Source organism: Alsobacter sp. R-9 (assembly GCF_054612375.1).
Window position 1 is genome coordinate 55274 of the sequence record NZ_JBTSWJ010000014.1, and the last position, 25079, is coordinate 80352.

Below are 25079 nucleotides of genomic sequence, written 5' to 3' on the forward strand. Positions count from 1 at the left end.
GTTCAGTCCCGTGGTTCATCCAGTTTCTTCGTCGGCCGGTCTTCGCCGGTCCTTCCATCAGTCTCCGGGTTCGAAGACCAGGTAGAGCGCCGCCAGCGGCGGCAGCGTCAGCGTGGCCGACGCCGGCAGGCCGTGGGACGGCTCCGGCGCGGCCTCGACCGCGCCAAGATTGCCCATCCCCGTTCCGCCATAGTCGACGGCGTCGGTGTTCAGCGCCTCCCGCCAGCGGCCAGCCTGCGGCAGCCCGATGCGATATCCGTGCCGCGGCACGGGCGTGAAGTTGCAGACGACCGCCACCGGCGGGCCGCCCTCAGCGTCGAAGCGCAGCCAGGCCAGCACCGACTGGTCGGCATCGTCGACCACGACCCAGCGGAACCCCTCGGGCTCGCAGTCGCGCGCATGCAGCGCCGGCAGCGTCCGGTACAGCTGGTTCAGGTCGCGCACCGTCGCCTGCAGCCCGACGTGGAACGGGCCTTCGCCGAGGAGGTGCCAGTCCAGCGACTGCCGGAAGGCCCATTCCCGCCGCTGCCCGAACTCCTGCCCCATGAAGAGCAGCTTCTTGCCCGGGTGCCCCCACATGAAGGCGTAGTAGGCGCGGGCGGAGGCGAACTTCTGCCAGTCGTCGCCGGGCATCCGGCCGATCACCGAGCCCTTCCCGTGCACGACCTCGTCATGGGAGATCGGCAGGACGAAGTTCTCCGAGAAGGCGTAGAGCAGCCCGAACGTCAGCCGGTCGTGGTGCCAGCGCCGATGCACCGGATCGAGGCCCATGTAGGACAGGGTGTCGTTCATCCACCCCATGTTCCACTTGAAGTTGAAGCCAAGCCCGCCTGCATCCGGCGGGAGCGACACGCCGGGCCAGGCGGTCGACTCCTCGGCGATCATCAGCGTGCCCGGCTTCTGGGCATGGACCAGACCGTTGACGTGGCGCAGGAACGCCACCGCCTGCGTGTTCTCGTTGCCGCCCTGCTCGTTGGGCAGCCACTCGCCCGGCTTGCGCGAGTAGTCGAGGTAGAGCATGGACGCCACGGCATCGACGCGCAGCCCGTCCACCCGGAAGCGCTCGAGCCAGTAGAGCGCGTTGGCGGCGAGCACGTTGACGACCTCGCGCCGGCCGAAGTCGTAGATCGCCGTGTTCCAGTCCGGGTGAAATCCGCGCCGCGGGTCGGCGTGCTCGTAGAGCGCCGTGCCGTCGAAGCGGGAAAGGCCGTGCACGTCGGTCGGAAAGTGCGCAGGAACCCAGTCGAGGATCACGCCGAGCCCGGCGGCGTGGGCGCGGTCGACGAAGCGGGCGAAGCCGGCGGGGTCGCCGAAGCGCGCCGTCGGCGCGAACAGCCCGATGGGCTGGTAGCCCCAACTGTCGTCGAGCGGGTGCTCGCTGACCGGCAGCAACTCGAGGTGGGTGAAACCCATCTCCGCCGCGTAGGGGACGAGCTGGTCGGCCAGTTCGTCGTAGGTCAGGAACCGGTTGTCCTCGCCGCGCCGCCACGACCCGAGGTGGACCTCGTAGATCGCCATGGGCGAGCGGCGCGGGTCGCCGCCGCGCGGAGGCTCCGTCGTCCACGCGAAAGCGTCGGTGCGGGCCACGACCGAGGCGGTGGAGGGACGCAGCTCGCTGGCGAAACCGAACGGGTCGGCCTTCAGCGGCAGGAGCACACCGTCGGGACCGACGATCTCGTACTTGTAGACGGCGCCCTCCCCGACGCCCGGGGCGAAGATCTCCCACAGCCCGCTGTCGACGCGCTTGCGCATCTGGTGGCGGCGCCCGTCCCAGGCATTGAAATCCCCAACGACGGACACGCGGCGCGCGTGCGGCGCCCAGACGGCGAAATGGACGCCCTCGACGCCCTCGTGGCGCATCGGGTGTGCGCCGAGGCGGCCGTAGAGTTCGCGGTGCGTGCCCTCGACGAGGAGATAGTCGTCGGTCGGCCCCAGCACCGGCCCGAAGGCATAGGGGTCGGCGAAGGTCCAGGTCCCTCCCGCGTTGGCCGCGCGGAGGCGATAGGGCCGCCGTCCGGCGAGCGTCGGGACCGCGCCCTCGAAGAACCCGTCTGGATGGCGTCTGGAAAGACTGTCCAGCCGCTCTCCACGGCCATCGAGCACGTCGACGTGCTCCGCCCCGGGGACGAAGGCGCGGACCGTCGGCGGGCCTCTCTGCTCGTGCAGGCCCAGCACGGCGAACGCATCGGGGTGGCGGGCGCCGACGATGGCGGCCACGTCCTCGTCGGATGCGGGGACGGCGGCCGCCATGGCTCAGTTCCTCGACCGGACGGGGACGGACCAGATGTCCGAGGCGTATTCGGCGATGGCGCGGTCGGACGAGAACCAGCCCATGTGGGCGGTGTTCAGGATCGCCTTGCGCCACCAGCCCGAGGAATCGGCCCAGGCCGCGTCGACGTCGCGCTGCCGCGCCCAGTAGGCGTCGAAGTCGGCCGCCACCATGAAGTGGTCGTGGTGGCGCAGCACGTCGACGATGCCGGAATAGCGGTGCGGGTCGCTCGGCGAGAAGACGCCCGAGCCGATGGCCTCGAGAACCTGCCCGAGCATCGGCGAGGCCTCGATGACGTCGGTCATGTCGATGCCCTGCCGGCGCCGGGCCTCGACCTCCTCGGCGGTGAGGCCGAAGATGAAGATGTTGTCGTCGCCGACATGCTCGCGGATCTCGACGTTGGCGCCGTCGAGGGTGCCGATGGTGAGCGCGCCGTTCAGCGCCAGCTTCATGTTGCCGGTGCCGGAGGCTTCCATGCCGGCGGTGGAGATCTGCTCGGAGAGGTCCGCCGCCGGGATGATCGCCTCCGCGGTGCTGACGTTGTAGTTCGGCAGGAACACCACCTTGAGGAGGCCGCGGACCGTCGGGTCGCCGTTGACGAGGCGCGCCACGTCGTTGGCGAGCTTGATGATCAGCTTGGCCTGATGGTAGCTCGCCGCCGCCTTGCCGGCGAAGATCTTCACCCGCGGCGCCCAGTTGGCGGAGGGGCGGGCGCGGATGGCGTCGTAGAGCGCGACCGTCTCGAGGATGTTGAGCAGCTGGCGCTTGTACTCATGGATGCGCTTGATCTGCACGTCGAACAGCGCGGAGGGGTCGACGCGGACCCCGACCCGCTCGCTGATCAGCCGAGCCAGCGCCTGCTTCTTCTCGCGGCGGATCGCCGCGAAGCGGTCCTTCACCGAGGCGTCGTCGGCGAAGGCCGCGAAGCCGGAGAGCGCGTTCGGGTCGTCGAGGATCTGCGGGCCGACCGTGTCGACGAGCAGGCCGGTGAGGCCCGGATTGGCCTCGTAGAGCCAGCGCCGGAAGGTGATCCCGTTGGTCTTGTTGACGATTCGGCCCGGATAGAGCCGGTCGAGCCCGGCGAAGAGCGTCTGCTTCAGCAGGTCCGTGTGCAGCGCCGAGACGCCGTTGATGCGGTGCGAGCCGACGAAGGCGAGGTGCCCCATCCGCACGTGCCGGCCGTGCGCCTCGTCGATGAGCGACATGGCCGAGGCATAGCCGTCGTCGCCGCCGTTGCGGCGCAGGCGCTCGAGGTGCAGCGCGTTGATCAGGTAGATGATCTGCATCTGGCGCGGCAGCAGCCGCTCCATCAGCGGCACGGGCCAGCTCTCCAGCGCCTCGGGCAGCAGGGTGTGGTTGGTGTAGGACAGCGTGGCGGTGGTGATCTCCCACGCCTGCTCCCACGCAACCCCATGAAGATCCACGAGGATCCGCATCAGCTCGGCGACCGCGATGGCCGGGTGCGTGTCGTTGAGCTGGATCGCAACCTTGTCCGGCAGGGCTCGGATGTCGCCGTGCTGGCGGACGTGGCGGCGCACGAGGTCCTGCAGGGAGGCGGAAACGAAGAAGTACTCCTGCCGGAGGCGGAGCTCCTGGCCGGCCGGGGTGGCGTCGCTGGGGTAGAGGACCTTGGAGATCGACTCCGCCCGGACCCGCTCGGCCAGCGCGCCGACATGATCGCCCTGGTTGAAGGCATCGAGCCGAAGGGCGTCCGTCGCCCGCGCCGACCACAACCGCAGGGTGTTCACGTGGCGCCCGCGCCAGCCCGGCACGGGCGTATCGTAGGCCACCGCGTCGATGGTCTCGGCAGGCTTCCAGCTGTGCCGGAGGGTCCCGTCCCTGTCTTCCGTCGTCTCGACATATCCGCCGAATCCAACGGGATAGAGCACCTCGGGGCGCTCGAACTCCCACGGGTTGCCGAAGCTGAGCCAGGTCTCCGGGAACTCCTGCTGCCAGCCGTCCTGGATGACCTGTCGAAACAACCCGTGGTCGTAGCGGATGCCGTAACCATAGGCTGCAATCGACAGGGTCGACATGCTCTCCATGAAGCAGGCGGCGAGGCGTCCGAGGCCGCCGTTGCCCAGCGCGGCGTCCGGCTCGATCTGGCGCAGCTCTTCCAAGTCGACTCCGAGTTCCTGCAAGGCTTCGCGGACGGGCTCGGTCAGCTGCAGCTGTGTCAGCGCATCGGCGAGCAGTCGTCCGATGAGGAACTCCAGCGACAGATAGTAGACGCGCTTGGACTTGGCCGCGTACGTCGCCTGCGTCGAGGCCATCCAGCGCTCGACGATGCGATCGCGGACCGCGAGGACTGTCGCGATGAACCAGTCGCGCTTGCTGGCGACGATCGGATTCTTGCCGACCGAGTAGGTCAGCTTGGCGAGGATGGCGTCGCGCACGACCGCGGGATCGACCTGCGGCAGGGCCGGCGGCGCGGGCTCCACCGCGGGAGGCTTCTGCTGAACCGTCATCTCACCGCCTCTCCCGCGTGCTTCAGGGGGCATTTCCGCCGCTTTCCGCGACTGTCCGCCCCCGGAAAAACACTCTCCGCCGTCTTCTCCGGCCTTCCGCGACACGCGCGGAGGTGGAGACAGCCTTCCACCGATGGCCCGGAAGTTCAACGCAACACGTGATCGCTGTCAATAAATAAATCCAGTGGACTTAGTTATTGACGAGCGGGCGCCATGGTCGCAGACTGCGCCGGTGGGTTGCACGGGGCGGATCGGGCACGGCGGGTGATTGTGGACGCAGGCGATGCGTCGGCACCGGCGGCGGCCCCTCATCCGCCTCCGCTTCGATCCAGCACCTTCTCCCCGCCAGCGGGGAGAAGGTGCCCCGCACGCGCCGGGCTTGCCCGGCTCGTGCTCCGAAGGATGCGGGAGCGGGCAACAGCCCGCGCCCGCGGGGCGGATGAGGGGCGGCGCCAGCAAAGCCCGTGCAAACGGGCCGGGCTAGCCCGTCTCGTGCTTCGATGAAGGTGCGAGCGGGCAAAAGCCCGCGACCTCCAAGCGGCGGGAACGGGCAAAAGCCCGTGCCCGTGAGACGGCGGGAACGGGCAGACGCCCGCACCCGCGGGGCCTCGAGGGGCGGATGGCGAAGGAGCGGACGGGTTGGACGCGGACGTGACGGCGGGTGGCGGCGAGGCGGCCGGGGCGAAGGGCCCCGGGGCGACGCCGCGCGCCGAGCCGGGGAGCCGGGGGACGAACCAGGCGGGCGTGCGTCTGTGGAACGAGCGCCTCGTGCTGTCGCTCGTGCGCCGGCACGGCCCCCTGCCCAAGGCCGAGATCGCCCGCCTCACCGGCCTCTCGGCCATGACCACCACGACCATCATGAACCGGCTGGAGGCGGACGGCCTGCTGCTGCGCGGCGAGAAGACCCGCGGGCGCGTCGGCCAGCCCTCCGTGCCCTATGGCCTCAACCCGGACGGCGCCTTCGCGCTCGGCCTCAAGGTCGGCCGCCGCAGCTCCGACCTGATGCTCGTCGACTTCGCCGGCAGGGTGCGCGCGTGCGAGCGGATCGCCCACGCCTATCCCGACCCCGCCAGCGTCTTCGGCTGGCTGGAGGGTGCGCGCGAGGCGGTGCTCGGCGTGCTGCCGCCGTCGCTGCGCGGGCGCGTCACCGGCACCGGCGTCGCCTCCCCCTTCGAGCTGTGGACGTGGGACGCCGGCATGGGCGCCTCCCCCCGCACCATGGCCGCGTGGCGCGACTGCGACCTCTCAGCCGAGGTCGCCACCCGCACCGGGCTCCAGACCTTCGTGTGCAACGACGCCACCGCCGCCTGCGCCGCCGAGCTGATGATCGGCGCGGGCGCCCGCCACCGCGACTTCGTCTACTGCTTCATCGGCTCGTTCGTCGGCGGCGGCCTCGTGCTCGACCGCACGCTCTACCCCGGCCGCACCGGCAACGCCGCCGCCATCGGCTCGATGCCCGTCGCCACGCTGACGCAGGACGGCCGGCTCGTGCGCCCGCAGCTGCTGCGGCAGGCCTCGCTGTATCTCCTCGAGGAGAAGCTGCGCGACGCCGGCCGCGACCCCTCCCACATCTGGCGCCAGCCGGACGACTGGAGCGGCATCGGCGACCTGCTCGACCTGTGGATCGAGGAGACGGCGGCGGCGCTGGCTCCGGCGCTCATCGCCTGCACGGCGGTGATCGACGTCGAGGCCATCGTCATCGACGGCGCCTGCCCGCCGGACGTGCGCCGCCGCGTCGTCGAGGCCGTGTCGGCGCAGGCCGCCGCGCTCGACCGGCGCGGCCTGTCGCCGGTGCGCTTCATCGAGGGCACCGTGGGACACGACGCCCGCGCCATCGGCGCCGCCATGCTGCCGCTGATGGCGGGCTTCGCGCCCGACCGCGAGGTGCTGTTCAAGGAAGGGGACGGACGCCCATGATCCTGGTGTGCGGAGAAGCGCTCGTCGACGTGTTCGTCGGCGATCCCGAGGGCCCCTCCGGCGCCCGCCTGCCGGCAGAGATCGTCGCCGGCGGCTCGCCCTTCAACGTGGCGCTCGGCCTCGCCCGGCTGGGCGCGCCGGCCGCCTTCCTCGGCGGCCTCTCGACCGACCGCTTCGGCGAGCTGCTCGCCGGCCTGCTCGGCCGCGAGGGCGTCGACCTGTCGCTCGCCCCGGTGAAGCCCAACGCGACGACCATGAGCGTGGTCGCCCGCGGCGCCGACGGCCACCCGCGCTACGCCTTCTACGGCGACAACGCCGCCGACCGCGTGTTCTCCGCCGCCGACCTCCCGGCGACGCTGCCGGACGCCGTGCGGGTCATCACCATGGGCTCCTACACGCTGTCGGTGCAGCCTGTGGGCGACGCCTACCTCGCGCTGGCCGAGCGCGAACGCACCCGCCGCGCCATCAGCCTCGACCCCAACCTGCGCCCGACGCTGATCGGCGACCTCGACCGCTGGGCCGAGCGCTTCGACCGCTTCGCCGCGACGGCGGCCATCATCAAGTCGAGCGACGAGGACATCGCGGTGGCCTATGGCGGGCGACTGACGGTGGCAGACGCGGCCGCGCGCTGGCAGGCGGCCGGCGCCGGGCTGGTGGTGGTGACGCGCGGTGCCGACGGCGCCGTCGCCTTCCCCCGCGGCGAGGCGCCGCTGGAGGTGCCGGGCCGCCGCGTCGCCGTGATCGACACGGTGGGCGCCGGCGACACGTTCCACGCCGCCCTCCTGGCCGACCTCGACCGCGCCGCCGCGCTTCGGCCCGGTGCCGCGCCCGCGGTGTCGCGCGAGCGGCTGGGCGAGGCGCTGCGCTACGCCGTCACCGCGTCGTCCATCACCTGCTCGCGCCGCGGCGCCGACCTGCCGCGCGCCGCCGAGGTGGCGGCGGCGCTCGCCTGAGACCAAGGAGCCTTGCGATGTCACCCCGCATCATCAGCGTCGATCCCTTCGACATGGTCGTCTTCGGCGCCACCGGAGACCTCGCCGCGCGCAAGCTGATCCCGGCGCTGTTCCGCCGCGACGTCGCCGGCCAGGTGCCGGCCGATGCGCGCGTCATCGGCGTGTCGCGCCGCCTGCCGTCCGAGGGCAGCTTCGAGGCGCTGGTGCGCCGCAGCCTGCAGCAGCACGTGCCGGCGGAGGAGCTGACGGCCGAGGCGATCGACCGCTTCGTGGCGAGGCTCGCCTTCGTCACGCTCGACGCCGGCGGCGAAGCCGGCTGGAGCGACCTCGCCGCGCTGCTGGCCGAGCATCCGGCGCGCATCCGCGCCTTCTACCTCGCGGTGGGGCCGGACCTCTTCGGCGCCATCTGCGAGCGCATCGGCCGGCACGGCCTCGTCACTCCGGCGACGCGGGTGGTGGTGGAGAAGCCGGTCGGCAAGGACGGCGAGAGCGCGCGCGCCGTCAATGACGCGGTGGGCCGGGTGTTCGGCGAGCGGCAGATCTTCCGCATCGACCACTACCTCGGCAAGGAGACCGTGCAGAACCTGATGGCGCTGCGCTTTGCCAACGCGCTGTTCGAGCCGGTGTGGAACGCCGCCCACATCGACCACGTGCAGATCACCGTGGCGGAGACGCTGGGCGTCGCCGGGCGCGCCGGCTACTACGACACATCCGGCGCGCTGCGCGACATGGTGCAGAACCACATCCTGCAGCTGCTCTGCCTCGTCGCCATGGAGCCGCCGACCTCGCTCGACGCCGACGCCGTGCGCGACGAGAAGCTGAAGGTGCTGAAGGCGCTGAAGCCGATCTCGCCGCAGACGGTCGACGCCATGACGGTGCGCGGCCAGTACCGCGCCGGCGCCTCCGCCGGCGGCGCCGTGCCCGGCTACCTCGAGGAGCTCGGCCGCGACGACAGCACCACGGAGACCTTCGTGGCGCTGAAGGCCGAGGTCGAGAACTGGCGCTGGGCGGGCGTGCCCTTCTACCTGCGCACGGGCAAGCGGCTGGCGACGCGGCTCAGCGAGATCGTGGTGGCGTTCCGCCCCATCCCGCATTCGATCTTCCCCGGCTCGGCCGGCGCCGTGCGCTCCAACCGCCTCGTCATGCGCCTGCAGCCGGACGAGGCCGTGCGCCTGTGGCTGATGATCAAGGACCCCGGCCCCGGCGGCATGCGCCTGCAGCACGTGCCCCTCGACATGACCTTCGCCGACGCCTTCGGCGTGACGGCGCCCGACGCCTACGAGCGCCTGCTGATGGACGTGGTGCGCGGCTCGCAGACCCTGTTCATGCGCCGCGACGAGGTGGACGCCGCGTGGGCGTGGATCGACCCGATCCTCGAGGCCTGGAAGACCTCCGGCCAGCCCCCGCGCCCCTACACCGCCGGCACCTGGGGCCCCTCCGCCGCCGTCGCCCTCATCGAGCGCGACGGGCGGACGTGGCAGGACGACGGGTATTGAGCGGTGGGGTCGAAAGGCCCCTCATCCGGCGCTTCGCGCCACCTTCTCCCCGCCCGCGGGGAGAAGGGAAGTGCCCCTCATCCGCCCGCTGCGCGGGCACCTTCTCCCCGTAGACGGGGAGAAGGGGAGCGGCGGCGGCGCGGGGGCTGGACGGGCGGTGCGGGATCAGGCGAGGCGGCTGGGTATCCCTTCGCCCCGCTTGCGGGGAGAAGGTGCCCCGAAGGGGCGCATGAGGGGCCTTCAGGAGCGCTGGTGCAGGGCGGCGAAGATGGTGTCGATGACGGCGTCGGTCTCGTGCAGGATCTCATGGTTCCAGAACCGCAGCACGCGGAACCCCGCGCGGCGCAGCGCGGCGTCACGGTGGAGGTCACGCGTGCTCTCGGCATGCTGGCTGCCGTCGGCCTCGACGATCAGCCTCGCCTCACGGCAGCAGAAGTCTGCGATGAAGCCTGCGACGGGCTCCTGCCGCACGAACTTGAAGCCGGCCAATCGGCGGTCGCGCAGGCGGTGCCAGAGCCGGCGCTCGGTGTCGGTCATCGTGCGGCGGAGCGCGCGAGCGCGGGACGTGGCGAGGGACGGGCGGTTCGCCATACCTCAAGCATGCCGGGCTGGCGTGACCGGCGCCACGAACGCGGGGTTGTGGTTTCCATCCTCTGCTCCCGGTGGAGCCTGCCCCTCATCCGGCGCTTCGCGCCACCTTCTCCCCGCGGGCGGGGAGAAGGGGATCGGCGCCGGCGCGGGGGCTGGAAGGGTGAAAGGCGAGGCGCGGCGGCCGGGCGTCCCTTCGCCCCGCTTGCGGGGAGAAGGTGCCTCCGCGCGAGCGGAGGCGGATGAGGGGGCGGGAGCGGGCAGCAGCCCGCGCCCGCGGAGTGGATGAGGGGCTGGCGCGTGCATCGTGCGGTGAGGCAGGAGAGCTGAGATGAGCATCCATTCGACGGTCGAGGCCGTGACGCAGCGGATCGTGGAGCGGAGCCGGGGGGCGCGGGGGGTGTATCTCGACCGCATCGCGCGGGCGGCCGAGGCGCAGCCGGCGCGGCGGCGGCTGGGATGCGCCAACCTCGCGCACGGCTTCGCGGCCTGCGGGCCGACCGACAAGGGCCGACTGGCGGGCGGCGAGACGCCGAACATCGGCATCGTCACCGCCTACAACGACATGCTCTCGGCCCACCAGCCGTTCGAGCGCTTCCCCGACCTGATCCGCGCGGCGGCGCGCGAGGCGGGGGCGACGGCGCAGGTGGCGGGCGGCGTGCCGGCCATGTGCGACGGCGTCACCCAGGGCGAGGCCGGCATGGAGCTGTCGCTGTTCTCGCGCGACGTCATCGCGCTCGCCACCGGCGTGGCGCTGTCGCACAGGATGTTCGACGCGGCGCTCTATCTCGGCGTCTGCGACAAGATCGTGCCCGGGCTGCTCATCGGCGCGCTGGCGTTCGGCCACCTGCCGGCGATCTTCGTCCCGGCCGGGCCGATGACATCCGGCATCCCCAACGACGAGAAGGCGAAGGTCCGCCAGCTCTACGCCGAGGGGAAGGTGGGCCGCGACGCGCTGCTCGAGAGCGAGATGAAGTCCTACCACGGGCCGGGTACCTGCACGTTCTACGGCACCGCCAACACCAACCAGATGATGATGGAGATCATGGGCCTGCATCTGCCCGGCTCCTCCTTCGTCAACCCCAACACGCCGCTGCGCGACGCGCTGACCGGCGCGGCGACGAAGCGGGTGCTGGAAATCACGGCGCAGGGCAACGCGTATACGCCGATCGGGCGGGTGGTGGACGAGCGCGCCGTGGTCAACGGCATCGTCGGGCTGCACGCCACCGGCGGCTCGACCAACCACACCATCCACCTGATCGCCATGGCCGCGGCGGCGGGCATCGCCATCACCTGGGACGACTTCTCCGATCTCGCCGCCGTGGTGCCGCTGCTCTGCCGCGTCTACCCCAACGGCAAGGCCGACGTGAACCACTTCCACGCCGCCGGCGGCATGGGCTTCCTCATCCGCGAACTCATCGGCGCGGGCCTGCTGCACCGCGACGTGACGACCGTGTGGGGCACCGGGCTCGACGGCTACACGGTGGAGCCGGTGCTGGAGGCCGACGGCGGCATCGGCTGGAAGGACGCCGCCGCGGTGTCCGGCGACACGGCCGTGCTGCGCGGCGCGGCGGAGCCGTTCCAGCCGACGGGCGGCCTCGCGCTGCTCGACGGGCCGCTGGGCCGCGCCGTGATCAAGACCTCGGCGGTGGCGCCGGAGCGCCACGTCATCGAGGCGCCGGCGCGCGTGTTCCACTCGCAGGAAGAGCTGCAGGCCGCCTTCAAGGCCGGCGCGCTGACCGGCGACTTCGTGGCCGTGGTGCGCTTCCAGGGGCCGAAGGCCAACGGCATGCCCGAGCTGCACAAGCTGATGCCGCCGCTCGGCGTGCTGCAGGACCGCGGCCAGCGCGTCGCGCTGGTGACGGACGGGCGGCTCTCCGGCGCCTCGGGCAAGGTGCCGGCGGCGATCCACGTGACGCCGGAGGCGGCCGACGGCGGCGCCATCGCGCGGGTCCGTGACGGCGACATCGTCCGGGTCGACGCGCCGGCCGGGCGGCTGGAGGTGCTGGTCGACCCGGCGGAGTGGGCGGCGCGCGCGCCGGCGACGGCGGATCTCTCGGCCTCGCACGTGGATTGTGGACGGGAGCTCTTTTCCGTATTCCGGCAGGCGGCCGGCCGCGCCGACGCGGGCGCGTCCGTGTTCGGCATGGCCGGCTGAGGCGGCGGCAGAGCGTTCGGGGAGGACGAGGATGACGACGGGAAACCCCGCGAAGGTCGAGGCCTGCTGGGACGCGCTGGCGCGCCACCACGCGGCGCAGAAGGGCGTCACCATCGCCGAGCGTTTCGCGGCCGACCCGCAGCGCGTGCCGCGCCTCACCGCGCGGCTCGACGACATGCTCCTCGACCTCTCCAAGACGGCGCTTGACGAACGGGCGCTGTCACTGCTCGCGGACCTGGCCCGCGCCGCCGGCGTCGAGGCGAAGCGCGACGCGATGTTCGCCGGCGAGGCGATCAACCGCACCGAGAACCGCGCCGTGCTGCACGTCGCGTTGCGCAACCGGCCCGACCGCCCGATCCGCGTCGGCGGGAAGGACGTGATGCCCGAGGTGGCGGCGACACTGGCGCGGCTGGAGGCGTTCGCGGAGGGCATCCGCAACGGCGCGATCGCCCCGGCGCGCGGGGGCCGCTTCACCGACGTCGTCAACATCGGCATCGGCGGGTCCGACCTCGGCCCGGCGATGGCGACGCTGGCGCTGGCGCCGTGGCACGACGGGCCGCGCTGCCACTTCGTCTCCAACGTCGACGGTGCCCACCTCGCCGACACGCTGAAGGGGCTCGACCCGGCGACGACGCTGCTCATCGTGGCGTCGAAGACCTTCACCACCATCGAGACCATGACCAACGCGGCGTCGGCGCGGCGCTGGCTCGTCGCGGCGCTGGGCGAGGAGGCGGTGGCGGCGCACTTCTGCGCGGTGTCGACGGCGCTCGACAAGGTGCAGGCCTTCGGCATCGGCGCCGAGCGCATGTTCGGCTTCTGGGACTGGGTCGGCGGCCGCTACTCGGTGTGGTCGGCGGTCGGCCTGTCGCTGATGATCGCCATCGGCGCGCGGAACTTCCGCGCCTTCCTCGACGGCGCCCACGCCATGGACCGCCACTTCGCCGAGGCGCCGCTGGAGGCGAACCTCCCGGTGCTGCTGGGGCTCGTCGGCCTGTGGCACCGCAATGTCTGCGGCCACGGCTCGCGGGCGATCCTGCCCTACGACCAGCGCCTGTCGCGCTTCCCCGCCTACCTGCAGCAGCTCGACATGGAGTCGAACGGCAAGACCGTGACGCTCGACGGGGCGCCGGTGCCGCGCGCCAGCGGGCCGATCGTCTGGGGCGAGCCCGGCACCAACGGGCAGCACGCCTTCTACCAGCTCATCCACCAGGGCGCCGACGTGATCCCCTGCGAGTTCCTCGTGGCGGCGCGGGGCCACGAGCCCGAACTCGCCAACCACCACGCGCTGCTGGTGGCGAACTGCCTCGCCCAGTCGCAGGCGCTGATGACGGGCCGCACGCTTGCCGAGGCCCGGGGGCAGCTGATCGCGGCCGGCCGGTCGGAGGCCGAGGCGGGCGTCCTCGCGCCACACCGGGTGTTTCCCGGCAACCGGCCGTCGGTGACCATCGCCTACCGCCAGCTCGACCCCGCGACGCTCGGCCGGCTGATCGCACTCTACGAGCACCGGGTGTTCGTGGAGGCGGCAGTGTGGGGCATCAACGCCTTCGACCAGTGGGGCGTGGAACTGGGCAAGGAACTCGCCGGCGCGCTGGCGCCCCTCGTCGAGGGCAAGGCCCCGGCGACGGCGGTCGACCCGTCCACGGCGGGCCTCGTCGCGCATCTGCGCGGGCTCGCGGCGGGCTGAGGCGCCTCAGGGGATCAGGGGGCCGGCCTCGCGGATCAGCGCAGCCAGGACCGGCTCCTCGACGAGCCCGGCGGCCTCCTCGACGGTGAACCAGTGCCGCAGGCGCTGGCGCTTCTCGGGCCAGTTCGGAAGCTCCGCGTCGACGTGGAACAGGAACACCTCGACCGTGCACAGCATCTGCCGGGCGCGGAACTGCTTCCAGTAGGTGTAGCCGCCGATAGACTTGCCGAGGACGCGGCCCCTGACGCCGGCCTCCTCGAAGGCCTCCGTCGCGGCGGCGAGCGCAGGCGGACGGCCCGGCATCGGCCAGCCCTTGGGGATCACCCAGCGGCCGGTGTCGCGGGAGGTCACGAGCAGCACCGAGGCGATGCCGTCGCGGCGTCGCACGGGCAAGGCTCCGAACTGCATGGCGGGGCTGGTCTTCTTGCCCAAACCGCGGCTCTCCCGGCAGCGGCCGTCGATTCGCGCCGCCCGCGGCGGCCACGATGAATCCGGCCCGGATCGGTGTCACGTGATTTTTGTCACGAAACCGTCACATGGCGTCGGCCGCGCGCTCGCGCCGGGCACCGACCCCAAGGCTTCCGCCGAACCGCGGGCCTTCGTCCCCTCCGCGGCTGCGCCGCTCGGCCGGGGATGACGGAGAATGGGCTGTGGGCGCGAGAGAGGGCCGCGCCCCCGCGCGCTCGAACCGAAGCCCGTCGCCACGTCCCCGGCCGCAGCACGACGTTGTGCCGGGACGCGCTGGGACAGTCCGGGAGCGGCAGGTCGGCACGGCTCCGGCGCAGGCGACGAACGAAGAGGATCAGCCGGCCGGACGGATCGTCCTGGCCGGCTGGAGAGACGAGGTCAGGACCGCGTCGGCGACGCGGTCAGACGACGCGGAGGTCGACGGCGCTGGTCTTGCCGTTACGCCCCGTCTCGAGCTCGTAGGAGATCTTCTGCCTCTCCTTCAGCTCGCGCAGCCCCGCCCGGTTCAGCGCGCTGATGTGCACGAAGACATCCGGCCCGCCGGCGTCCGGCTGGATGAAGCCGTACCCCTTCTCGCTGTTGAACCACTTCACAGTCCCAGTCGGCATCTCGAAATCCTGGTCGTCCTAGTCGCGGCACCGGCGCCGCAATCATGACGCTGGCATGCCGCGCGACAGGTTGCAACGAAGCTGAGCGGCACGACCTGCGGTGCCGGTGCCTTCGCCGGCCCCGCGCGCGCCTCGCGCGAGCCTCGTGCAGGCTGCGGGACGGCCATGCACCAGACGCCCGGCAGCCATGCCCCGGATGTCGCGTCGAAGCCAGAATGCACCGCAATCTCAAAAGGTTAACGGTCAGGTTACGAGCACAAGGGTCGCGTCCGCGTGCGATGCCGGAGCGCCTGCACGTCCCCGCATGCCGGCGCGGGCCACGGCCGTTGACACGTGCAAGATTTTTTTTCGTGTGGCATCAACCTGACGCCCGCGGCGACCCGAAATGACCGCGCGGGGCGGGAGGCGCGACATGAGCCATGGGGCAGCGGCCGGCCGGGGCCTCGGCATCGGCATCATCGGGACCGGCTTCATGGGCCGCTCGCACGCACTCGCCTACCGCGCCGCAGCGGGCGTGATCCCGGGCCTTCCGCATCCGAGGCTCGCGGTGGTGGCCGACGTCGACGGCGGCGCGGCGGAGGCGGCGCGGACGCAGATGGGCTTCGCCCGCGCCACCACGGACTGGCGCGACCTCGTCGCCGATCCGGCCGTTGACGTCGTCGCGATCACCACGCCCAACGTCCTCCACAGGGAGATGGCCCTCGCCGCCGTCGCCGCCGGCAAGCACGTTCACTGCGAGAAGCCGCTCGCGCCGACGGCGGCCGACGCGCGCGTCATGACGGAGGCGGCGGAGGCAGCAGGCGTCGTCACGCAGGTCGGCTTCAACTACCTGAAGAACCCCCTGCTCGCGATGGCGCGCGACATGATCGCGGCGGGCGAGATCGGCACGGTGACATCGTTCCGCGCCATTCACGCCGAGGGCTTCATGAGCGATCCCGACGTGCCGCATTCGTGGCGCCTCGACCCGGCGGGCGGACCGGGCGCGCTCGGAGACATCGGCAGCCACGCCATCGCGCTCGGCCGCTTCCTGCTGGGCCCTGTCGAGAGCGTGTTCGCCGACCTCGAGACCGTGGTGAAGGACCGCCCGGTGACGCGCGGTGCGCGGGAGCGCAGGCCGGTTCTCGTCGACGACATCGCGCGCCTCACCGTGCGCTTCGCGCGCGGCTGCCGCGGCTCGATCGAGGCCAACTGGGTGGCGACCGGGCGCACCATGCAGCTCGCCTTCGACATCCACGGCAGCAGGGGCGCGATCAGCTTCACGCAGGAGCGGTTCAACGAGCTGCTCGTGCACCGCGCCGGCGGAGATGCGCGCCAGCAGGGGTACGTGCGCGTGGAGGCGGGCCCGCAGCATGCGCCCTACGGCCACTTCTGCGTGGCGCCGGGCCACCAGCTCGGCTTCAACGACCTGAAGACGATCGAGGTCGCCGACTTCCTCGCCGCCATCGCGGGCGGTCCGCGCAAGGGGCCCGACTTCCGCGAGGCGCTCGCCGTCCAGCAGGTCATCGACGCCGCGCTCGTGTCGTCGGCCGGGCAGCGCTGGGTGGCGGTGGAGGGCTGAGGACGCGCGAGCGCACGACGGCGACGGCCCCTCATCCGGCGCTTCGCGGCGACGGCCCCTCATCCGGCGCATCGCGGCGACGGCCCCTCATCCGGCGCATCGCGCCACCTTCTCCCCGCGTGCGGGGAGAAGGTGCCTCCGCGCAGCGGAGGCGGATGAGGGGCGGCCGTGTGCTCGTCAGGCGACCGCGTTCTCCTCGGCGACCGTCTGCAGGAGCGCCAGCACGTAGGGGGCGAAGGAGCGCCAGACCTCGACGCGGAAGTCGTGCGGGGCCGCGCGCCAGAGCACGATCTCGGCCTTCTCGAAGATCGTGCGCGTGGCCGTGCCGACGGGGAACGCCTCGGGCGACAGGTCGAGCGGCACGGCGGCGTTGAGCGCCAGCGCGGCCTCGTGGCCTTCGACGCGCAGGGCCATCTGGCGGTGCGAGACGTCGACGAGGCTGCAGGGCCGTCCGCCGCAGTCGGCCTCGATGCGATGGGCCAGCGCAGCCGCGGCCGCGGGCTCCGCGGCGTCGGTGGCGATGAGCAGCCACTCGTCGGGGCCGAGCTTCATGGCGACGCGGGGTCCGGCGACGGCGGACGTGTTGATGCGCTCCGGCAGCGCGACGCCGAAGGCGGGGCCGACAGCCTGCGCCGTGGCGGTGTCGGCACGCAGGACGAAGCGTCCGGCGGGCGGCTCGACAGCGATGCGCACGAGGCCGGCCGCGAAGGGCGGGGCGGCGGCGAGCGGCGGACGACGGAGGATCTCAGGCATCGAGGCGGCTCCCCTCCGGATCGAGGAAGACGGGCGAGGTCACGGTGACCGCGACGGCGCCGGATGGCATCGGCACGTAGAGCGTGTCGCCCATCCGCGCCCGGCCGCCGGCGACGAGCGCCAGGGCGATCGAGCGGCCCAGGGCGGCGCTGTCATAGGCGGAGGTGACGTGGCCGAGCGCCGGCGTGCCGCGCGGCGGATCGGGCATGGCGGTGATCTGCGCGCCCTCCTCCAGCACCAGCGCCGGGTCCTCGCAGAGCAGGCCCACGAGCTGCTTGCGCTGCGGCAGGAGCATGTCGGGCCGCGCCAGCGAGCGCTTGCCGACGAAGTCCTTCTTGGCCTTGCCGATGGCCCAGTCGAGACCGAGGTCGCCGGGGGTGACGGTGCCGTCCGTCTCCTGTCCGACGATGATGTAGCCCTTCTCGGCGCGCAGCACGTGCATCGCCTCGGTGCCGTAGACGCAGAAATCGCGGGCGCGGGCGCGCTCCCAGATCGCCTCCCAGACCGCCCTGCCGTAGTCGGCCGGGACGTTCACCTCGAAGCCGAGCTCTCCGGTGAAGCTCATGCGGAAGAGCCGGCACGGGATGCCCGCGATCGCGCCCTCGCGCACGCTCATGTGCGGCATGGCCTCGCGCGAGATGTCGATGCCCTCGACGAGCGGCGCCAGCACCTCGCGCGCGTGGGGGCCCTGCACGGCGATCACCGCCCACTGCTCGGTCGTCGAGGTGAGCCATACCCGCAGCTCGGGGAACTCCGTCTGGAGGTAGTCCTCCATGTGCGCCAGCACCCGCGGCGCCCCGCCGGTGGTCGTAGTGACGTGGAAGCGGTCCGGCGCGAGGCGGCCGACGACGCCGTCGTCCATGACGAAGCCCGCCTCGTTCAGCATCAGGCCGTAGCGGCAGCGCCCGGGCTCGAGCTTCGTCCACGGGTTGGTGTAGAGGCGGTTCATGAACTCGGCCGCGTCGGGGCCGACGACCTCGATCTTGCCGAGCGTCGAGGCGTCGAAGAGGCCGCCTGCCTCGCGCACGGTGCGGCATTCGCGCAGCACGGCGGCGTGCATGTCCTCCCCCTCGTGCGGGAAGTAGCGCGCCCGCTTCCACAGGCCGACGTCCTCGAACACCGCCCCGTGGGCGACGGCCCAGTCGTGCGTGGGCGTGTGGCGGGCGGGATCGAACAGCGCGCCGCGCGAATGACCCGCGAAGGTGCCGAAGGTGACCGGCGTGTAGGGCGGGCGGAAGGTCGTGAGCCCGACCTCGGGCATCGCCTTGCCGAGCGAGCCGGCGGCGATGGCGAGGCCGTTCATGTTCGACGTCTTGCCCTGGTCCGTCGCCATGCCGGTGGTGGTGTAGCGCTTCACGTGCTCGATGGAGCGGAAGCCTTCGCGCACGGCGAGCCGGATGTCCTTCTCCGTCACGTCGTTCTGGAAGTCGACGAAGGCCTTCACCTTCTGGACGTCGCGGTTGTGAGGCACCGCGCCGTGGAAGCCGCCCTTCGGCAGGATCTCGCCCTGCACCGCGAGCGGCGCCTCCGGAGGCGCCGCGTGGCCCGTGGCCTCGGCGGCCTCTGCGCCGGCCCTCTGGCCCTCCGCGAGCGCGGCGGCGACGCCGAGGGCGCCGTTGCAGCCGCCGGCGGAGCGTGCGTTCGGCACGGAGCCGGGCGTGGGCAGGTAGACCTGCCGCGCCTCGTCGAAGGTCAGCCGGCCCCGCATCTGCGAGTGCAGGTGGACGGCCGGCGTCCAGCCGCCGGCCATGACGACGAGGTCGCAGGCGATGTCGGACGAAGGGCCGACGAGGCCGTTCGCGTCGAGCGTGGCGACGTGCGCCGCCTTCACCCCGTGGCGTCCGGCGATGCCCGTGAGGACGCTGGCGTAGCGGATCGGCATCCGGCTGCGCAGGTCGGCCACGGTGGGAGACGCATCCGGCGCGGGCCGCATGTCGACGACGGCCGCGACGGAGACGCCCGCCGCCGAGAGATCCAGCGCCGCGGCATAGCCGCTGTCGCAGGCGGTGAAGACCACCGCGGTGCTGCCGGGCCGCGCGCCGTACCGGTTGGCGAAGGTTCGGGCCGCGCCCGCCAGCATGACCCCGGGGCGGTCGTTCTCGGGAAACACCAGCGGCCGCTCGATGGCGCCTGTCGCGAGCACCACCTCGCGCGCCCTCACCTTCCACAGCCGCTCGCGGGGCGCTTTCGGGTCGGGGTGGTCGAGATGGTCGGTGAGCCGCTGCGCGAGGCCGAAGAAGCCCTGCGCATAGGCGCCGAAGGCCTGGGTGCGCGGCAGCAGGGTGACGCGGCGATGGCCGGCGAGCGCGGCCAGCGTCGCGGCGACCCAGTCGGCCGCGGGGGCGCCGTCGATGGTCAGCGTGCGCTCGGAGAGCAGACCCCCTCCCATCTCGGCCTGCTCGTCGCACAGGATGACGCTGGCCCCGGCCCGTGCCGCGGCGAGCGCGGCGGCGAGGCCGGCCGCGCCGGCACCGACGACGAGCACGTCGCAGAATGCGTAGCGGTGCGTGTAGTGGTCGGGATCGGCGGCGTCGGGCGCCTGGCCGAGGCCGGCGGCGCGGCGGATGAAGGGTTCGTAGAGGTCCTTCCACGCCGTGCGCGGCTGCATGAAGGTCTTGTAGTAGAAGCCGGCCGACAGCACGCCGGCCGGGACCAGGTCGTTGACCTCGCCGACATCCACCGAGAGGCTCGGCCAGCGGTTCTGGCTGCGCGCGACGAGGCCGTCGTAGAGCTCGACCTGCGTGGCGCGCAGGTTGGGCGTCGAGGCGCCGCCGCCGCGGTCGACCGTGACCAGCGCGTTGGGCTCCTCGGCACCGGCGCCGAGCACGCCGCGCGGGCGGTGGTACTTGAACGAGCGGCCCATGAGCCGTACGCCGTTGGCAAGCAGCGCCGAGGCGAGAGTGTCCCCGGGATGGCCCTCGTAGCGCCGGCCGTCGAAGGTGAAGCGCAGCACGCGCTCGCGGACGATGCGACCGCCGGCGGCGGTGCGGGACGGCGCGGTCATCGCGAGCCCTCCGTCGCCAGCGCGGCAAGGTCGGGCCGCGGCTCGCCCGGCCGGTAGGTCGCGACGAACCGGTCGGTGACGGTGTGGCGCACGGCGTTGAAGAAGCGGCCGCAGCCATGCGTGTGCCGCCAGCGCTCCGCGTGCAGGCCCTTCGGGTTGGCCCGCATGTAGAGGAAATCGGCCCACGCCTCGTCGGAGACGGCGGAGGGGTCCTCGGGACGCACGACATGCGCCTCGCCGCCGTAGCGGAACTCGAGCTCGGGACGCTCCGCCTCGCACCAGGGGCAACGGATCAGCAGCATCGGGCGGGGACCTCTTTGGTCTTGGTCGCAGGCGTCATGTCGAAGAACCTGATTCCACGTCTTCGCGCCTGCTCTAGTGCGCGACGGCGGCGGCCGCCGCCTCGTCGATGAGACGGCCGGTGCGGAACCGGTCGAGCGTGAAGGGGGCGTTGATGGGATGCGGCTCGCCGGTCGCGACGGTGTGGGCGAACACGTGCCCGGAGCCGGGGGTCGCCTTGAAGCCGCCGGTGCCCCAGCCGCAGTTCACGAACAGCCCTGGCACGGGCGTCTTGCCGATGATCGGCGAGCGGTCCGGCGTGACGTCGACGATGCCGCCCCAGTTGCGCAGCATGCGCAGCCGCCGGACGGTGGGGAACAGCTCGCAGATCGCGTCGAGCGTGTGCGAGGCGATGTGCAGGCCGCCGGTCTGCGAATACGACGTGTAGGCGTCGGTGCCGGCGCCGATGACGAGCTCGCCCTTGTCGGATTGCGACATGTAGGCGTGGATCGTGTTGGACATGACCACGCAGGGCATGATCGGCTTCACGGGCTCCGAAACGAGCGCCTGCAGCGGATAGCTCTCCAGCGGCATGCGCACGCCGGCCATGGCCATGACCACGCTGGTGTGGCCCGCCGCGACGACGCCGACGCGCTTCGTGCGGATGGTGCCGCGCGTCGTCTCCAGCGCCTCGACGGCGCCGTCGGCGCCGCGGCGGATCGCCGTGACCTCGCAGTTCTGGAGGATGTCGACGCCGAGCGCGCTGGCGCCGCGGGCGTAGCCCCACGCCACCGCGTCGTGCCGGGCGACGCCGCCGCGCCGCTGCAGGGCGGCACCGACGATCGGATAGCGGATGTTGGGCGAGATGTTCAGGAGGGGGCAGAAGGCCTTCGCCTCCTCCGGCGTCAGCCACTCGTTGTCGATGCCCTGCAGCCGGTTGGCGTGGACGTGGCGCTTGAACACCTGCACGTCGTGGACATTGTGCGCGAGCATCATGACGCCGCGCGGCGAGTACATGACGTTGTAGTTGAGCTCCTGCGAGAGCGTCTCCCACAGCTTCACCGCGTGCTCGTAGAGGCCCTGGCTCTCCTCCCAGAGATAGTTCGAGCGGATGATGGTGGTGTTGCGCCCGGTGTTGCCGCCGCCGAGCCAGCCCTTCTCGACCACGGCGATGTTGGTCATGCCGTGTTCCTTCGCCATGTAGTAGGCGGTCGCCAGCCCGTGCCCGCCGCCGCCGACGATGACGGCGTCGTAGGCCGGCTTCGGCTCGGGCGAACGCCACTGCTCCGGCCAGCCGATATTGCCGCTCAGCGCCTGGCGCAGGATGGTGAAGGCATTGAAACGCATGGCTCGCTCGTCACCCTGGCGGCTCCGGGAGCCGCGGTGGTCGGACATTTGCACGGGGGAATACGCCGCTTCTAGACGATTTGCGACATCCGCGAAGCCGTTTTCGGACATGGCCGGCATGTCGCAGGGGGCTCCGGGCGCGCGAGCGGGCGTGAATTCGGGCGGTCCGGCGCGTTTCCCGCGAGGTGGGGGCGGGCTCTTGCCCGCCCCCGCCCCTCATCCGGCTGCGCTGTCGCGCAGCCACCTTCTCCCAGCAAGCGGGGAGAAGGGAGCGAAGCGGCTCGGCCCGCCGCCCGTCACATCCGGCGCGAGGCGATGGCGGCGCCTTCCACGAGGGCCGCGAGCTTGGCCCACGCGATCTCGGGGTCCACGGCGCCGAAGCCGGCGAAGGTGGAGAAGCCGCAGTCCGTGCCGGCGATGACCCGCTCGGACCCCACGGCGTCGACGAAGGCCGCAATGCGCTGGGCCACGAGTTCCGGGTGCTCGACGAAGTTGGTCGTCGAATCGAGGCAGCCGGGGATCAGCACCAGGTCGTCGGGAAGCGCCGCCTCGCGCCACACCGTCCACTCGTGGGCGTGGCGGGGGTTCGACGCCTCGAACAGCAGCGCGCCGGGCTTCGCCTTCAGCAGGACCGGCAGCACGCGGGCGAGCGCGATGTCGCGCGTGTGCGGGCCCTCGTAGTTGCCCCAGCAGATGTGCATGCGGACCCGGTCGCGCGGGACGTTGCGCAGGGCATGGTTGAGCACCTCCACGTGCAGCGCCGCGCGGCGGAGGAACCCGTCCTCGTCCAGCGTGCGGTACATCATGTGCCGGCCGAGCCCAAGGTCGGGCGCGTCGATCTGCAGGATCAGCCCCGCCGCGACGATGGCCTCGTACTCGGCGCGCATGCCCTCGGCGATGTCGGCGAGGTAGTCGTCGAGGCTGGCGTGATGGTCGGAGGGCTGGAACAGCGCGATGACTCCCGGGCTCGCTGCGTTCATGAAGCCCTCGGCATAGCCGGAGGCAGAGAGCGCCGCCTTCATCGCCGCCACGTCCTTGGCGAGCGGCTCCATCGACTTCACGGCGATGGGCCCGACGCAGCGCGGCCGCCGGTACTGCGGCGTGCCGCCGGCCCTTGCGAGGCGCAGCTTGAAGTCCGGGTAGTCGTCGAGATCCTGCGGCGGCTCGCGCGGGCTGTCGCCGTCGAAGCCGGTGAGCCGGTCCTTCACGTAGGTGGCATACGAGATCTTGGACGTCTCGCCGTCGGACGGCAGGTCGATGCCGATCTCCTTCTGGCGCGCGACGGTCGCCGCCGTCGCCTTCGCCATGACGTCGTCATAGGCCGCGTCGTCGAAGGGCAGGCCCTTCTCGCGTACGAAGAGCAGATCCGCCACCACGGACGAGCGGGGCAGCGAGCCGACATGCGTGGTGCGGATCCTTGGCATTTCAGGCGGCCTTCTCGGCGAGGAACTCCACGGCGCCCGCCTCGTCGCCGCCGCGCACGACATAGGCGACGCAGCCGTCCGACGAGGTGGCGCGGAAGGACCGTGGCAGCCCCTTCGGCGTGGTGAAGGTGTCGCCGGCGCCCATCACGACGTCGCCATCCGGCGTCGTGACCAGCAGCGTGCCCTTGTGCACGAAGATCACCTCCTCCTCCCGCCGGATGTGCGCCGGGACGGAGGCGCCGGAGGCCATCTTCAGGCAGCGCAGGTTGAAGCCGTGCGGCCACCAGCCGACGACGGGGCCGGGCTGGAAGCCGTCCTTCGTCGGCTTCGGCACGATGACCGGGCACTCCTCGACGCCGGGGCCGGCGAGCGGAGACGCAGGGTTGCCCTTGAGGTCGGCGAAGCGCACGACGCCCTGCGCCATCTTCTCGTCGGATGGCGAGGCGAGCCGCTGCATCGTCGCGGCGTCCGGCGGCTGCTGCAGGGTGGCGCCTTCCGGGACGGACTGGCCGGCGGCGGTGTCGATCAGGCGGCCGCCCTCGAGCAGCACCATGCCGAAGCGCTTGGCGAGGTCGAAGACGCGCGGGCTCCACGTCACCTTGCCCGGATCGTCTCCGCCCAGCACGGCGAAGAGGAAGCTCACGTCCTGCGGCGTGCCCAGGTTCTCGAAACCGCGGAACATGTGGATCGGCAGGCTGATGACGTCGCCCTCGTGCAGCTCGATCGAACCGTCGTCGGCATTCGGCCCCCACATGAAGCGCCAGTGGCCGGTGTGGACGATGAACACCTCGGCCGTCTCGTGGCTGTGCTGCGAGTTGAGGCAGCGCCCCGGCTGCCGCGCTGCGCCGATGTTGAAGCCGTGCGGCTCGGGGATGTGCACGTGCTGGTTCGGATTCTCGGAGACGCCGGGGCCGATGAGCGTGAAGTTCTCCTTCTCCTCCGACCCCGGCGAGCGGGTGTCGATGAAGGCGTTGCGGCACGGCCGCAGGTCGGCGTAGCGGATGAGCCGCTTGTCGAGGGCGCCCATGGTGTTTCCTCCTCTGGTCTGGCGCGGGACCGCGGCCCCGTCCGGTCGCATTCGTATGCACGGCCCGCCGCGCAGAAGCGCGGCCGGCAGGGGGAGCCTCAGCCGGTCTGCAGCAGGATCTGCTTCCAGATGGCGGTCTCGTCGTAGAGCACCCACTCGCGGCGCAGGCCCCACGGCCCGAACTCGGCATGGCTGATGCCCATGACGTGGACCTCGGCGCCGGTCGGCGTGCCGAAGGCGCCCCAGCCGTCGTGCCGGCCGGTCAGCGACCAGCGGATGGCGGCGCGGGGCGAGAACTCGGGGTCGTCGCGGCCGATGACGTGGTGGATCTCGAAGCGGGCGGACGGCAGCGCGGCGCGCAGGCCCATCCAGAAGCGGTCGACGTCGGCCCAGCCGAAGCCGGTCACCCCGCCAGGCAGCTCGACCTGCGCGGCGCGGTCGTACTCCGCCGGGATGGCGGCCATGTCGGCGCCCATGATGCGCGCGAGGATGTCGGCGTAGCGTCGGCCGACGGGGTGGTCGTTGCCGCGGCCCTTGTACTCGCCTGCGACGTCGATGGCGGGCGTGAAGGGCTTCACGCAGCGTTCGGGGCCGCCCTCGCGCGCGATCAGGTCGGCCGCGTAGGCCTTCGGGTCCCAGCCCATCTGGCGGACGATGGCGCCCTGGTCGCGGATGAGCCACTCGTCGAAGATCTGGTTCTTGCGCGCCGCGCAGTCGGCGATGATGCGGTAGCGCAGCGTCTTGCCGGTGGCCTTGCCGTAGACGCCGTCGCGCGAGTGCGTCGCGGTCGAGATGATCCGGTGCGAGGAGAGGAACCCGCCCACGGGGTCGCCGCACCAGATGACGTCCTCGCCCAGCAGTTGTCGGTCGGGGAACTCGGCCAGCGTCGCCATCGTGGCGGCGATGACGTTGCGGTTGCCCACCACGACGGAGCCGGGCGAACGCACCGGCATCGTCTCGGCGTAGTAGTGGTGCAGCGTCGCGATGTTCCGGTCTTCCCAGATCTCCTTCGTGATTCCGAGGATGTAGTCGGGGAAGTCCTTCCACTTCGGATCGAATCCGTCGAGCGCCATCGCGG

At 72.0% G+C, this 25079-nt stretch carries 18 protein-coding genes; 6 read left to right on the forward strand and 12 right to left on the reverse strand.

Annotated features, from left to right (window positions below; genetic code table 11):
• Positions 1–57: 57 nt before the first annotated feature.
• Together glgB and ACX9GQ_RS20170 are read right to left on the reverse strand one after the other, a co-directional pair.
• Positions 58–2250 (reverse strand): 1,4-alpha-glucan branching protein GlgB, encoded by a 2193-nt coding sequence (gene glgB, locus ACX9GQ_RS20165; RefSeq protein WP_459631388.1) that lies wholly within the window; start codon positions 2248–2250, stop codon positions 58–60.
• 3 nt (positions 2251–2253) lie between these two features.
• A complete protein-coding gene (locus ACX9GQ_RS20170) occupies positions 2254–4737 on the reverse strand; it encodes a glycogen/starch/alpha-glucan phosphorylase (RefSeq protein ID WP_459631389.1) in 2484 nt (827 codons plus the stop codon).
• A 639-nt stretch (positions 4738–5376) separates the two neighbouring features.
• On the opposite strand from ACX9GQ_RS20170, the gene ACX9GQ_RS20175 reads away from it, so the two are divergent.
• The 3 genes from ACX9GQ_RS20175 to zwf are packed head-to-tail and all read left to right on the forward strand — an operon-like array spanning position 5377 to position 9103.
• The gene (locus ACX9GQ_RS20175; RefSeq protein WP_459631390.1) at positions 5377–6654 is read left to right on the forward strand and encodes an ROK family transcriptional regulator; all 1278 of its coding nucleotides are present in this window, start codon (positions 5377–5379) and stop codon (positions 6652–6654) included.
• On the forward strand, positions 6651–7607 hold the full coding sequence (locus ACX9GQ_RS20180) for a carbohydrate kinase family protein (protein ID WP_459631391.1): 957 nt from the start codon (positions 6651–6653) through the stop codon (positions 7605–7607). The genes ACX9GQ_RS20175 and ACX9GQ_RS20180 overlap by 4 nt, the downstream gene beginning before the upstream one ends.
• A gap of 17 nt (positions 7608–7624) precedes the next feature.
• Positions 7625–9103: a glucose-6-phosphate dehydrogenase gene (gene zwf, locus ACX9GQ_RS20185; RefSeq protein WP_459631392.1), complete on the forward strand. Its 1479-nt coding sequence runs from the start codon at positions 7625–7627 to the stop codon at positions 9101–9103.
• A gap of 240 nt (positions 9104–9343) precedes the next feature.
• Here the strand turns inward: zwf and ACX9GQ_RS20190 are convergent, their stop codons facing one another.
• Complete coding sequence (locus ACX9GQ_RS20190) at positions 9344–9694, reverse strand: endonuclease domain-containing protein (RefSeq protein WP_459631393.1); 351 nt, start codon at positions 9692–9694, stop codon at positions 9344–9346.
• A gap of 328 nt (positions 9695–10022) precedes the next feature.
• On the opposite strand from ACX9GQ_RS20190, the gene edd reads away from it, so the two are divergent.
• Together edd and pgi are read left to right on the forward strand one after the other, a co-directional pair.
• The gene (gene edd / locus ACX9GQ_RS20195; protein ID WP_459631394.1) at positions 10023–11849 is read left to right on the forward strand and encodes a phosphogluconate dehydratase; all 1827 of its coding nucleotides are present in this window, start codon (positions 10023–10025) and stop codon (positions 11847–11849) included.
• A 31-nt stretch (positions 11850–11880) separates the two neighbouring features.
• Positions 11881–13533: a glucose-6-phosphate isomerase gene (gene pgi / locus ACX9GQ_RS20200; RefSeq protein ID WP_459631395.1), complete on the forward strand. Its 1653-nt coding sequence runs from the start codon at positions 11881–11883 to the stop codon at positions 13531–13533.
• A 6-nt stretch (positions 13534–13539) separates the two neighbouring features.
• Here pgi and ACX9GQ_RS20205 read toward each other — a convergent pair whose 3' ends face one another.
• A complete protein-coding gene (locus ACX9GQ_RS20205) occupies positions 13540–13965 on the reverse strand; it encodes an NUDIX hydrolase (protein WP_459631396.1) in 426 nt (141 codons plus the stop codon).
• A gap of 437 nt (positions 13966–14402) precedes the next feature.
• Complete coding sequence (locus tag ACX9GQ_RS20210) at positions 14403–14609, reverse strand: cold-shock protein (protein WP_459631397.1); 207 nt, start codon at positions 14607–14609, stop codon at positions 14403–14405.
• A 412-nt stretch (positions 14610–15021) separates the two neighbouring features.
• Between ACX9GQ_RS20210 and ACX9GQ_RS20215 the strand changes: the two genes are divergently transcribed.
• Entirely contained in the window at positions 15022–16167 is a 1146-nt protein-coding gene (locus tag ACX9GQ_RS20215) for a Gfo/Idh/MocA family protein (protein ID WP_459631398.1), read from the forward strand.
• A gap of 177 nt (positions 16168–16344) precedes the next feature.
• Here ACX9GQ_RS20215 and ACX9GQ_RS20220 read toward each other — a convergent pair whose 3' ends face one another.
• From ACX9GQ_RS20220 to ACX9GQ_RS20250, 7 genes are all read right to left on the reverse strand, one after another.
• Complete coding sequence (locus ACX9GQ_RS20220) at positions 16345–16920, reverse strand: sarcosine oxidase subunit gamma (RefSeq protein ID WP_459631399.1); 576 nt, start codon at positions 16918–16920, stop codon at positions 16345–16347.
• Entirely contained in the window at positions 16913–19924 is a 3012-nt protein-coding gene (locus ACX9GQ_RS20225; protein WP_459631400.1) for a sarcosine oxidase subunit alpha family protein, read from the reverse strand. Before ACX9GQ_RS20225 ends, ACX9GQ_RS20220 begins: the two co-directional genes overlap by 8 nt.
• Positions 19921–20226, reverse strand: a complete 306-nt coding sequence (locus ACX9GQ_RS20230) for a sarcosine oxidase subunit delta (protein ID WP_459631401.1) — start codon at positions 20224–20226, stop codon at positions 19921–19923. Before ACX9GQ_RS20230 ends, ACX9GQ_RS20225 begins: the two co-directional genes overlap by 4 nt.
• 73 nt (positions 20227–20299) lie before the next feature.
• On the reverse strand, positions 20300–21550 hold the full coding sequence (locus ACX9GQ_RS20235; protein ID WP_459631402.1) for a sarcosine oxidase subunit beta family protein: 1251 nt from the start codon (positions 21548–21550) through the stop codon (positions 20300–20302).
• A 296-nt stretch (positions 21551–21846) separates the two neighbouring features.
• Entirely contained in the window at positions 21847–22974 is a 1128-nt protein-coding gene (locus ACX9GQ_RS20240) for a cobalamin-independent methionine synthase II family protein (protein WP_459631403.1), read from the reverse strand.
• Position 22975: 1 nt separating this feature from the next.
• Positions 22976–24001 (reverse strand): cupin domain-containing protein, encoded by a 1026-nt coding sequence (locus tag ACX9GQ_RS20245; RefSeq protein WP_459631404.1) that lies wholly within the window; start codon positions 23999–24001, stop codon positions 22976–22978.
• A gap of 98 nt (positions 24002–24099) precedes the next feature.
• Positions 24100–25074, reverse strand: coding sequence for a nuclear transport factor 2 family protein (locus ACX9GQ_RS20250; RefSeq protein ID WP_459631405.1), 975 nt, complete (start codon positions 25072–25074; stop codon positions 24100–24102).
• Between the last annotated feature and the right edge of the window lie 5 nt (positions 25075–25079).